The sequence below is a fragment of the Brachybacterium sp. SGAir0954 genome, assembly GCF_005490785.1.
Lineage (GTDB): Bacteria > Actinomycetota > Actinomycetes > Actinomycetales > Dermabacteraceae > Brachybacterium > Brachybacterium rhamnosum.
Genome location: NZ_CP027295.1, coordinates 852,458 through 863,998, shown reverse-complemented (window position 1 = coordinate 863,998; position 11,541 = coordinate 852,458). Strand labels below are relative to the sequence as shown.

General features: G+C 74.6%; 10 protein-coding genes. 4 read left to right on the top strand and 6 right to left on the bottom strand.

All coding sequences use genetic code 11. The features are described 5' to 3' along the window. Positions 1-3 precede the first annotated feature (3 nt). From C1N80_RS03855 to C1N80_RS03835, 5 genes are all read right to left on the bottom strand, one after another. Positions 4-531 carry an MSMEG_0572/Sll0783 family nitrogen starvation response protein gene (locus tag C1N80_RS03855; protein ID WP_103384775.1) on the bottom strand — a complete coding sequence of 176 codons (528 nt, stop codon included), beginning with the start codon at positions 529-531 and terminating at the stop codon, positions 4-6. Between the two features lie 97 nt (positions 532-628). Continuing rightward, positions 629-2,080, bottom strand: coding sequence for an MSMEG_0567/sll0787 family protein (locus C1N80_RS03850; protein WP_137769568.1), 1,452 nt, complete (start codon positions 2,078-2,080; stop codon positions 629-631). A 1-nt stretch (position 2,081) separates the two neighbouring features. Beyond that, entirely contained in the window at positions 2,082-3,221 is a 1,140-nt protein-coding gene (locus C1N80_RS03845; protein WP_240811223.1) for an MSMEG_0568 family radical SAM protein, read from the bottom strand. Between the two features lie 224 nt (positions 3,222-3,445). Continuing rightward, the gene (locus C1N80_RS03840) at positions 3,446-4,804 is read right to left on the bottom strand and encodes a hemolysin family protein (RefSeq protein ID WP_137769566.1); all 1,359 of its coding nucleotides are present in this window, start codon (positions 4,802-4,804) and stop codon (positions 3,446-3,448) included. A gap of 232 nt (positions 4,805-5,036) precedes the next feature. Beyond that, on the bottom strand, positions 5,037-5,981 hold the full coding sequence (locus C1N80_RS03835; RefSeq protein ID WP_137769565.1) for a serine hydrolase: 945 nt from the start codon (positions 5,979-5,981) through the stop codon (positions 5,037-5,039). Between the two features lie 292 nt (positions 5,982-6,273). On the opposite strand from C1N80_RS03835, the gene C1N80_RS03830 reads away from it, so the two are divergent. From C1N80_RS03830 to C1N80_RS03820, 3 genes are read left to right on the top strand one after another with little or no spacing between them, the layout of a single operon-like run. Beyond that, positions 6,274-7,389: an efflux RND transporter periplasmic adaptor subunit gene (locus C1N80_RS03830; protein ID WP_137769564.1), complete on the top strand. Its 1,116-nt coding sequence runs from the start codon at positions 6,274-6,276 to the stop codon at positions 7,387-7,389. Further along, on the top strand, positions 7,386-8,165 hold the full coding sequence (locus C1N80_RS03825) for an ABC transporter ATP-binding protein (protein ID WP_137769563.1): 780 nt from the start codon (positions 7,386-7,388) through the stop codon (positions 8,163-8,165). The genes C1N80_RS03830 and C1N80_RS03825 overlap by 4 nt, the downstream gene beginning before the upstream one ends. Then, entirely contained in the window at positions 8,162-9,370 is a 1,209-nt protein-coding gene (locus tag C1N80_RS03820) for an ABC transporter permease (protein ID WP_137769562.1), read from the top strand. The genes C1N80_RS03825 and C1N80_RS03820 overlap by 4 nt, the downstream gene beginning before the upstream one ends. Positions 9,371-9,589: 219 nt before the next feature. On the opposite strand, the gene C1N80_RS03815 is transcribed toward C1N80_RS03820, so the two are convergent. Beyond that, on the bottom strand, positions 9,590-10,702 hold the full coding sequence (locus C1N80_RS03815; protein WP_240811222.1) for a type II CAAX prenyl endopeptidase Rce1 family protein: 1,113 nt from the start codon (positions 10,700-10,702) through the stop codon (positions 9,590-9,592). Positions 10,703-10,806: 104 nt separating this feature from the next. Between C1N80_RS03815 and C1N80_RS03810 the strand changes: the two genes are divergently transcribed. Continuing rightward, positions 10,807-11,511: an NADPH-dependent F420 reductase gene (locus C1N80_RS03810; protein ID WP_137769561.1), complete on the top strand. Its 705-nt coding sequence runs from the start codon at positions 10,807-10,809 to the stop codon at positions 11,509-11,511. The last annotated feature ends 30 nt before the right edge of the window (positions 11,512-11,541 follow it).

Genomic DNA, 11,541 nt, shown 5'->3' with positions numbered 1-11,541 from the left:
CGTTCAGAGGTTGTAGGTGGAGTTGATGATGGCGCCCTTGCGGGCGTAGTGGATGAGCGCGTCCTGCACGTCGAGGGGGTGTGCGGGGACCACGCCCTCGATGAGGTCCTCCTCGCGCATGCCGTGCAGGCCCATCCCGAAGCGGCAGCAGAACACCGTGCCGCCCTCCTTGATGAAGGTCTCCAGGGAGCCGTTCATGTTCTGCTCGCCCGGGAACCCGGAGTCGCCGGTCGTCGGGAAGCCGCGGGTCGCGGAACAGGCGAGGGCGCCGGGGCCGTAGAAGTAGATCGCGGACTCGAAGCCCTTCCGCAGCGCGCGTGTGGCCTGCAGGATCGCCACGAAGCTCACGGAGGACTCGTGGGGGATGCCGTGGACGAGGGTGAAGTAGGACTCGCCGTCCTCCGCCTGGAGGTCCGGGAAGATCTTCGTGGAGCCGTAGAGGTTGGTGCCGGCGGGCAGCGAGGGGTGCGGGATCTCGCCGAGGGACTTCTGGATGTTCTCGGCGATCTGGGCGTCGATGTCGCTGGTCATGATGGTTCTCCCTGGTGAGGTGGGTGGTGCGGGTGGGGCTGCGGGGGCGCCGTCCGATGGCGTCCCACGACCCGGGCGCGGGGCCCGGGAGGTCTTCTCAGGCCGTGCCGAGTCCGGTCACGGCCGCGTCGAGGGCCGTGGTCTCGACGCCGTCGGGCCAGCGCAGGCGCACGCCGGGACCGTCGTCGAGGGTGCCGACGCGGGCGGTCCTCGCGAAGCGGGAGGCCATGCGGTTCTCCCCGCGGGGATCCGCGGTGAGCATCCCGAAGCCGGGGAAGCAGGTGAGCCAGTCGCCGTGGGCGGCGGCGCCGGGGGCGGGGACGGCGGCGACGTCGAGCACGGCGCCGGTCCCGGAGGCTTCGGCGAGCATCCCGGCGGTGCCGATGATCCCGCCCATGGAGACGTCCTTCGCGGCTGCGGGACGGGCCCGGCGCACGGTGCCGGCGAGGTCCTGGAGCGCCTCCGGGGTGCGGGTCGAGCTCGAGTCCCACTGCCGCCCCTCGTACCCGGGGCGCCAGGCGCCGTGGAGGTCCGCGGTGAGGTGGAGGTCGTGGCCCGGGCGGCCGCCGCCCCCGGGGACGGGCCGCGCCGCGCGGCCGATCGCGGTGACGGAGAGCGAGGGGTCGACGCCGAACTGGGTGTGGCCGCCGAGCACGGGCACCGCCCAGGCGCGGGAGGCCTCCGCGATGCCCTCGGCGACGCGGCGCGCCTCGCGCACGGTGCGGGCGCCGATCGCGTCGAGCAGGCCGACGGGCTCCGCCCCCATCGCGGCGACGTCGTGCACGTTGACGAGGACGCCGCACCAGCCGGCCCATTCGGGGTCGCGGTCCACCATCGCCGGGAGGATCGCGTCGCAGGCCGCGACGAGGTCCGTGCCGGGGACGGGGGCGGCGTCGTCGCCCACGAAGCCCTGGCCGCCCAGCTGCGGCCTCGGCGGGACGGCCGCGCCGGGACCGCTGGCCGCGCCCGCGGGCACCGCCCGGCCGAGGGGCTCGAGCACCCCGCCCAGGGCACTCTTGGTCCCGGTGACCAGGCTCTGGACCCGGTCGATGGGCCACTGCATGAGCAGGTGGGGCACGCCCTGCACGGTCGTCGTGCCCACGCGCTGCCAGCCGAGGTGGTCGAAGAGCACGGCGGCGCCGAGCTGCACGGTCGCGTCGAAGCGGAGCACGCCGAGCCCGGCGATCGTCGAGCACGCCTCCCGCACGAGCGCGGAGCCGATCCCGCCCGCACGCCGCGCCCCGCGCCGCACGGCGAGGCGGCTCCCGCTCCACCAGCCGATGTCACGGCCCTCGGGGACGGGCGCCACGCGCACCCCGCCGAGCACCTCGCCCTCCGGGCCGAGCGCCACGAGGACCACGGTGCGGGTGTCCTCGTCGATGCGGTCGCGGTCGTCGGCCGTGAAGATGCCCTGCTCGCGCACGAACACCTCGCGGCGGATCCGCAGGTACTCCGCGCGCTGGGCGGGGTCGGCGATCACGATGCGCAGGGGCGCCGGGCGGCGGCGCGCGGGACGCGGTGGGCCGGAGAGGAGCGGGACGTCGAGCATGTCAGGCCCCCGCCGTCTTCAGCACGCTGCAGGCGCCGCAGGTCGCGCAGCCGGCCTTCTGGTCCGCGCCGCGCATGCCCGCGGCGGCGAGCAGCGCCGCGACGCGCACCGTGACGTACCGGAGCTGGTCACGATGGGGCGCGGGGATGCGGTCGACGTCCGCCGCGAGGGTCCCGGCGAGGGGCCGGAAGGGGACGATGAACGGGTAGACGCCCATCGAGATGAGCTCCCGCGCGCCCTCGACCATCTCGTCGCTGTCCTCGCCGAGGCCCACGAGCAGGTAGGTGGAGACCTGGTTCCAGCCGAAGACCCGCACGGCCTCGCGCCAGGCGGCGCGGTACTCGTCGAGGGTGACGGTGGACTTGCCGGGCATCCAGCGCCGCCGCACCTCGTCGTCCATCGACTCGACGTGGATGCCGATCGAGCTCGCCCCCGCCTCGCGGAGGTCGGTGATCGCGCGGAGATCCGCCGGCGGCTCGCACTGGACCTGGATCTCGAGCTGCGGCACGGCCTCCTTCACCGCGCGGACGCAGCGGGCGAGGTGCTTGGCCCCGCGGTCCCAGCCGTTCGAGGTGCCGGTGGTCATGACCATGTTCGTCACGCCGTCCAGGCGCACCGCGGCCTCGGCGACCTCCGCGAGCATCGCGGGGGTCTTCACCGCGACGGTGAGGCCGGCGTCGAGGGAGGCCTGGATCGCGCAGAAGCGGCAGCGGTCGGCCTCGTCGTAGCGCACGCAGGTCTGGACCACGGTCGTCGCGAGGACGTCGCGGCCGTGGAGCTTGGCGATCTTCTCGTAGGAGGTGCCGTCCGCGGTGGCGAGGTCGTAGAACCGCGGGCGGGAGACGGGGGTGACCTCGAGGCCGAGGTCCGCGCCGTCCACGGTGACCCGCCCCTGCGGGGAGAGCACGTAGGGGCTCTCGGGGTTCATCGGGATCGCGGCGCCCTCGCCGGCCACGAGGAAGTGGCCGTCGTCGCTGGGGCCCGCGCCGCCGCGGCGGCTCACGGGGACCGCGGTGCGCACCCCCAGCAGGGCGAGGTCCACGCGGGTCGAGACGCTGCGCCGGCCCGTGCCGCAGGACCCTGCGGAGGCGTCCGTCGCGGGGGCCGACGACGACCCGGTCGAGCACCCGTCGGGCGCCACGGCGGTGGCCTCCGCGGCCGGCTCGGCGACGTCCCCCGTGCCGCACGGACGAGCATTGCGTGGTGTGCCAATGATTGGTGCGCTCATGGCACCGATGAAAGGCCTCGAGTGATCCTGCGCACCAGATCAGGCCGCCGCCGTGACCTTCTCGTGACCGAACGGGTCATCGGGCGAGACAGCGCCGAGTACGCCCGACGAAGGTCCCGCCGCAGGTCAGCGCAGGGTCACCCTCGCGTCGGGGCCGCCTCGCCGCCGGAGGCCGGAGCGGCGCCGGACGCGGCGCCGTCGGCCGTCGGCTCCTCCTCGCGCACGAAGCGCACCGTCTGCACGCGCCGCTCGTCGACCTTCGTCACGTCGAGCCGGCCGCCCTCGATCGGCACCGTGTCGCCCTCCACAGCGATCCGGCCGAGGGAGGCCATGACGAAGCCGCCGACCGTCTCGTAGCCGCCCGTGTCCGGCAGCTCGATCCCGGTCAGCGCCTCGAACTCCTGGAGGATGAGGCCCCCGTCGATCTCACCCTCGGTGAGGCCCGGGTGCTCGGGGTCGCTGCCGCGGGGGTCGGTGTCGAACTCGTCGTAGATCTCCCCCACGAGCTCCTCGAGCAGGTCCTCGAGCGTGACGATCCCGTCGGTGCCGCCGTACTCGTCGACCACCACCGCGATCTGGTCCGCGTGCGCTCGCATCCGGTTCAGGGCGCGCAGCACCTGCACGGTGCCGGGAACGTGCTCGATGGGGCGGGCGATGGAACGCAGGCGCGTGCCCTCCGGGTCCTCGACGTGCAGCAGGTCCCGCACGTGCACGAAGCCGAGCACATCGTCCACGTCCTCTCCCGTCACCGGGTAGCGGGAGTGGCCCGACTCCCGCACGAGCTCCCGCGCCTGGGCGACCGTCTGCTCCCCCTCGAGGAAGTCCACCTGGTGGCGGGGCCGCATCACCTCGACGACCGTGCGCTCGGAGGCGTCGAAGACGTCCGCCAGCACGCGGGACTCGGCCTCCTCGAGGGCGTCGGAGTCGCGCACCATCGCCTTGATCTCCTCCGCGGAGACCGCCTCGCGGTTCGCCTGCGGGTCACCGCCCAGCAGCCGCACCACGAGGTTCGTGGAGACGGACAGCAGCCAGATCACCGGCCGCATGAGCCGCCCGAACACCCCCAGCGGCGGGCCGACGATCTTCGTCAGGCCCAGCGCGTTCTGCATCGCGAGGCGCTTCGGGGCGAGCTCACCGAGCACGAGGGAGAGGAACGCGATGAGCAGCGTCATGACGATCAGCGCCGTCGTGCTCGCCGCCGAGTCGCTCATCCCGAGCCCCGTGAGCACCGGGGTGAGCACCGGCGCGATCGTCGAGGCGCCGTAGGCGGAGCTCAGGAAGCCCGCGACCGTCACGCCGATCTGCACCGCGGAGAGGAAGAGGTTCGGGTCCCGCACCAGGCGTGCGGTGGCCTCCCCGCGGGGTCCCGTCTCCTCGAGCTGGCTGATCTGGGACTCGCGGAGGTTCACGATCGCCATCTCCGTGCCCGCGAACACGCCGCCGATCAGCACGAACAGCAGGACGAGGACGATGTTCACGATGACGGAGGGATCCATGCGCCCACGCTACCGGCCGCGCCTGCGCCCAGCCCGGGGACGTGCGGGTGGTGCTCCTCCCGTGCATCCCCCGGGGGCATGGGCCTACGGGACCTCTTCGTACCGATGTCCCCGAATACGGCCACATCTGCGCGATGACGTCCCGTACCCGTCGGCCACCCGGGGCCGGCGACCGGCGGAGGGGACGGGGTGGTCGCCGCGGCCGGCGGGGCGGGGCCGACGGGGCCGCGGGTCAGAGCAGCGGGAGGAGCTCTTCGCGCACCGCGGCGAGCACCCCGTTCGCGCCGCCGTTCTCGATGTGGGAGGTGATCGCGACGAGGGCCTCCTGCTCGGGGAGGACCAGCAGGAACTGGCCGTAGGCGCCGTCGGCCCGCCATGCGCAGTCCGGCTGGCTGGCCCAGACGCCCAGGCCGTAGCGGGCGTTGTCCGGGTCCGGCCAGGCGGTGGGGACCCAGGTGTCCTCCGCGTGCATGAGGTCCACCCACTCGGCCGGGACGAGCTCGGCGCCGTCCACGGTGCCGCGGCCCAGCAGCACCTCGCCGATCCGCGCCATCTCGCCGCTCTTCAGATGCAGGCCGGTCGCGCCCCAGCTGTGGCCGTCCACGGTGGTGTGCCACTGCGGGTTCACGATGTCGAGGGGCTGGAAGAGGCGGGGCATGAGCCAGCCGCGCAGGGTCTCCCCGGTGCGCTGCTCGATGATCCGGGAGAGCAGGAAGGGCCCGCCGTTGGAGTACTCGAAGGCGCTGCCGGCCTCCCGCACGAGCGGCGTCTCCAGGTAGAGCGAGGTGAGGTCGCGGTGGTCGCGCTCCTCCTGGGCGAAGGCGGTCACGGGCGAGCCGGAGGTCATGGTGAGCAGGTGGCGGATCGTCACGTCCCCCACGCCCTCGCCGTAGCGGCCCTCCGGGGAGGGGAGGTGGTCGACGGCGCGGTCGTCGAGCTCGAGCAGCCCCTCGGCGCGGGCGATGCCGACGCCGAGCGCGGTGACGGTCTTGGAGACGGAGTAGACGTTCTCGGCGGTGTCGTCGACGAAGCGGTGGACGACGTCCTCCCGGCCCGGGCGGATCACGTGCACGGCGCGCACCGCGAGGGAGCGCTCGGTGAGCCGCTGACGCAGCGGGAGCAGGAGCAGGGGATCGGGGATCGCGGCATCAGGGGTGCGGGTGGCATCGGCGCTCATGCCCGGAAGGCTACGCGCGCCGTTCGGCCCCGGTCACGGACGGTCCAGGCGAGGGGCGGGCGGAGGGCCGGGCCTGCTCGGGACCGGTGCCGGATCGATACCCGACCTCCCACGCGCGGGGGATGACCGGCGGGCCGGCGTCGGCCAGACTGACCTCGCGGCGCCCACCGGCCGGCGACGACCTGCGGCGCCGCACACCGTCCCGACCTCCGGTCGCCGCATCCCGCCCCACCGGGCCGCACCTTCCCCGCCTCCTCGGCGCCCCGCCGCCGAGCCGATCGAAAGTCCTCCGATGGCCGCACTGCGTCGCTACGTCTTCCCCCTGTTCTGGATGCTGATCCTCGGCATCATCGCGGTCTCCCTCGCCCGCCTGGCCTTCTTCCCCGGGGAGTCGAGCGCGGCGGAGGAGGACCCGATCAGCCCCAGCGCCGACTTCGACCAGTACGCCACGGTCACCGCCTCCCGCGAGGACATCAGCTCCGAGCTCGTGCTGCCCGCGACCGTCGCGCCGGACGAGGGCACGCCGCTCAAGGCGACCGCCGCCGGCGAGATCAACAAGGTGTGGGTGAAGGACGGCGACGAGGTCCAGGAGGGCACGAAGATCCTGCAGGTCCGCGTGCCCGTCGAGGCGGATCCCGTCGAGATCGCCGCCACCGAGGACGCGGCCGCCACCACGGACGGCACCGAGGATGGGACGGAGGCCGAGGCGGTCACCCCGTTCACCGCCGCCACCTCCGCCCCGCAGGAGTACCGCTACCTGACACTCGTGGCCGACGGCCGCGGGATCGTCCGCGACCTCACCGCCGTCGATTGGGAGACCGTCTCCGTGGGCGACACCGTCGCGACCCTCTCCCCCGGCACCTACTCGATCACCGCGGACCTCACCCCCGAGCAGCAGCTGTCCCTGCTCGACGTCGACATCGAGGCGACCGCGACGCTGCCCTCCCTCACCGACCCGATCCCCTGCTCGCGGCCCGCCGTCACCGAGGACGACCCGTCGGCCGACGACGAGCAGGCCCCCAGCAACGAGGGCGCCTCCATCGAGGTGAACCCGATGACGGGTGAGGAGATCACCCCCGAGACGACGTCCGCCCAGCTCAGCTGCGCGGTCCCGGACGGCACCCGCGTCGTCTCCGGTCTCACCGGCGAGGTGAGCGTCGCGCTCGGCACCGCGGAGGGCGTGCTCACCGTCCCCACCACCGCGGTCGAGGGCGAGGGCGAGGCCGGCACCGTCTACACGCTCGACGAGGCGACCGGCGAGCCCACCCCGCTCGAGGTCGAGCTGGGCCTGCGCGGCGACGGCGTCGTCGAGGTCCGCAAGGGTCTCGAGGAGGGCCAGGAGGTCCTGCAGTACGTGCCCGGCGTGGACAGCGCCGAGTCAGGCATGGACGGGATGGAGGTCTGGTGACCGCCGCGGAGCCCCTGCTCCACCTCGAGGGCCTGCGCCGCTGGGTGCGGCTGCCCGGCGGGGAGGACCTGCACATCCTGCGCGGCGTGGACCTCGAGGTCGACGCCGGGGACCACGTCGCGATCGTCGGCCGCTCCGGCTCGGGGAAGTCGACCCTGCTGAACCTGCTGGGCCTCATCGACCGGCAGAGCGACGGCGTGCTCCGCTTCGACGGGCAGGACGTGCACCGCCTGCGGGACGCCCGACGGGCCCGCCTGCGCGGCGCGTCGATCGGCTTCGTCTTCCAGCAGTTCAACCTGCTCGACGGCCGCACCGCCCTCGAGAACGTCATGATGCCGCTGCTGTACGGGGACGCCCGCCAGTTCTGGCACCGCGAGAAGCTCGCCCGGGAGATGCTCGACCGGGTGGGGCTCGGCGGCCGCGCCGACCAGGTGCCCGCGCGGCTCTCCGGCGGTGAGCAGCAGCGCGTCGCCGTGGCGCGGGCGCTCGTGCGCCGGCCGCGGCTGATCCTCGCCGACGAGCCCACCGGCGCGCTCGACGTCTCCACCGGCGAGGCGGTCATGGCGCTGCTCGACGAGATCGCCCGCGACTCCGACGCCGCGCTCGTCACGATCACCCACGACCTGCAGGTCGCGGCCCTCTCACAGCGGGCGTACCTGCTGGACGAGGGGACCCTCCACGACATCGGCACGCTCGACGCGGCCGGCACCGCGGAGGCGCGCACCGCGCTCGCCGCGACCGCGGGCCTGCGGGCCGGGCAGGAGGCCGTCGCATGACCGGGCTGATCGCCTCGATCGTCGAGGCCTACGGCGAGCTGCGGGTCCACAAGGGCCGCATCATGCTCTCGCTGATCGGCGTCGCCTTCTCGGTGTTCGCGCTGACGGCGGTGCTGGGCGGCGGGGGCATGCTCTCCGGCGCGCTCGAGCAGTCGATGGAGCGCAGCGGCGGCCGCGACGCGACCCTCATGATCTCCTCGTTCGGCGGCGCCGAGTCCGTGACCCCGCAGGAGCAGGACGAGGCCGTGCTGGACGAGATCGACCGCCTCGGCATCGACCAGCGCACCCGCCGCATGTACACCGACGCGCGGGTGCAGACCACCGAGGGGGTCAAGCTCACCCAGCTGATGGGGGTGGACCCGGCCTACGGGGACATCTTCCGGACGCAGGTCGCGCAGGGCCGCTGGATCGCCGACTCCGACCAGCACCGCCTCGCCCCGGCGATCGTCGTCAACCAGCCGCTGTACGAGGCGCTCGGCCGGCCCGCGCTGGGCACCGAGCCCGTCACCCTCTACGGGGACAGCGGGGCGGCGGAATCCGGGCAGGCGATCGTGATCGGGGTGCTCGCCGCGGATCCGAACCTCGACTGGGACCTCGCGGCCTTCGCCCCGGCCGACAGCGTCGCGCAGCTCCCCGGGAAGACCCCGGAGACGACGATGACCTCGGAGTACCTCGTGTGGGTGCCGCCGGAGCAGGCCGACGAGATCCGGGCGCGGCTCTCGCAGACCCTCGCCGGCGCGGGCGTCGGCACCTTCGACGTCTCCCCCAGCTCGTTCTCGCTCGAGGACCAGGGCTTCGGCGCGATCACCCTCGGCGTGGTCGTCGTGGCGCTCGTGATCCTGCTGCTCGGCGCGCTGGGCCTGGTGAACATCTCCCTGGTCACGGTGCGGCACCGGGTGCGGGAGATCGGGATCCGACGCTCCTACGGCGCGACCGGCGCACGGATCTTCGTGGGGGTGCTCATGGAGTCCGTCGTCGCGACGGTGCTCGCCGGGGCGATCGGCGTGGCCTGCGCGGTCGCGCTCGTGAAGGCGCCCTTCGTCACCGACTATTTCCGGGAGCAGGGCCTCGTGGACCTGCCGCCGTTCCCGGTGACGGCGGTGCTGCTGGGCCTGCTCGCGGCGACCGCGGTGGGCGTGCTCGCGGGTGCCCTGCCGGCGCTCATCGCGACCCGCATCAAGGTCATCGACGCGATCCGCGGCTGAGGCCACCACGCGCACGCGGCACGGGCCGGCACCCTCGCAGGGGTGCCGGCCCGTGCCGCGTCGGTCACGTCAGGGAGTCCCCGCGGTCCGCGAGCGCCTGCTCGAGCTCGTCCCGCCGCGGAGCCCGCAGCTGCTCGGCGTCGTCGCCGGGGCGACGGTCGTCGGGCAGCGGCAGGGCGCGGAGGTGCGACGGGGAGGGTCGGACGTGGACGGGGAGGGTCAGACGTGCAGGGCGTCCGGCACGCCCTCGGAGGCCTCGCGGCCCACGGGCTCGAGGAAGCGCACGCTCTCCCGGGTCCCGATGACCTGCATGACCACCGCGGTCACGACGAGCAGGGCGAGGGCCCCCGCCAGGCCGCCGGCGAGCGCGGTGTTCCCGGGGGCGGCGACGGCGGCCGCGTCGAGGGCCGCACCGGAGGTGCCGGGGGCGGCGCTCGCGGCGACGAGCGGGGCGATGCCGGCGCCCGCGGAGGTCCCGGTGAGCAGCGCCGCACCGACCAGGCCGAACACGCCGACCCCGGCGGTGAGCAGCATCGGCACCTCGAGGCCGCCGCTCTTCCAGGTGAGCACGGCGGCGCACAGGGCGAGCACCACGGCGGGGATCAGCACCGCCGCGTGGAGATCACGGCCGATCAGCGCGATCAGCGCCGTCACGGCGATGCCCGGCCAGGGCAGGGCGAAGCGTGCGCCGAGGGTCTGCAGCACCACGCCGCGCAGGGCGAGCTCGACACCCACGGCCTGCAGCGGGGCGAGCACGAGGACCACGAGGACCACGGCGATGCGTCGGCCCGCACCGCGCGGGGCGGCGTCGGCCGGATCCGGCCAGACGGCGCCCGGACCGGCGAGGCCGGCGGCGATCGCGCCCGCGCCGCCCGCGACGGCGACGACCACGAGCGCGCCGAGCAGCATCCAGGGGGCGCCGCCGCGGAGCATCCGGCGGCGGAACCGCGTCGAGACGGACCAGGCCGTCGCGAGGGGCCGCCAGCCGCCGAACCGCACGCCCACCATCCCGGCGGGCACCCAGAGCGCGCCCATGAGGAGGGCGAGGCCCACGTCGAGCGGGCTGGTGGGGTCTCCGCTCGTCACGCCGAGGGCGACGTTCATGCCGGGGGCGAGGGCGAGCACCAGAACGGCGGCCACGAGCAGGGCCGACGCGAGGATCACGTACGCGAGGAGCGTCGCGAGGATCGTCAGCAGCGCCCGCGAGCGGGTGGACCACTCGGGGCGGAGGGTGGCCATCCGGTGGTACGGCACGGGCTTCGCGGCGTGCAGGGCACGGCAGCGACGCGCGGCGTCGGACCGCCCGGTGGCGGGATCGATGAGTCGGCGCATGGCCCGCTCACTCTAGGCCTCAGGGCGCGGGTGCACCACCGGGGCCGCGGTCATGCCCGTCACAACCGGGAATCCGCCCAGGACCTGCGTCGTTGCAGCGCGATGTGAGCAACGACCCGGCCTCCCCCGCCCCGCAGCGGCGCCTCGCGATCCTCGGCGCCGGGAAGATCGGCACCGTCCTGGCCCGTCACGCGGTCGCCGCGGGCCACGACGTGCGGATCGCCGGCAGCGGTGATCCCGAGCGGATCGCGATGATCGTCCGCTTCCTCGCCCCGGGCGCCCGGCCGCTCGCGGCGCGGGACGCGATCGCCGGTGCGGATCTCGTGGTCCTCGCCCTGCCGCTCGGGAAGCTGGCCGCCGTCCCCGCCGACGCCCTCGCGGGCATGCTCGTCGTGGACGCGATGAACCACTGGTGGGAGACCGACGGCCACCAGGAGGAGCACGAGCACGCGGGCGCCTCGACGAGCGAGGCCGTCCAGGCGCGGCTGCCCGGCGCGCGGGTCGTGAAGGCCTTCAACCACATGGGCTACCACGACCTCGCGGACCTCGCCCTGCCCCGCGGCGACGCCGGCCGCCGCGGGATCGCGGTCGCCGGGCCGGAGGCGGAGGCCGCGGAGGTCGCGGAGCTGGTCGACGAGCTGGGCTTCGACCCCGTCGTGATCGGCCCGCTCCGCGCCGGCGTCGCGCTGCAGCCGTACACCGAGGCGTTCGGTGCGGCGGTCCCGGCCGCCGAGCTCCGCACGATCGTGGACCGCTTCCCGGACACGGCGCGCGGCCGCGAGGTCATGGCGGCCCTCGCCTCCGCCTGAGCCCGGGCCCGGTTTCGGCCCCGGCCCCGG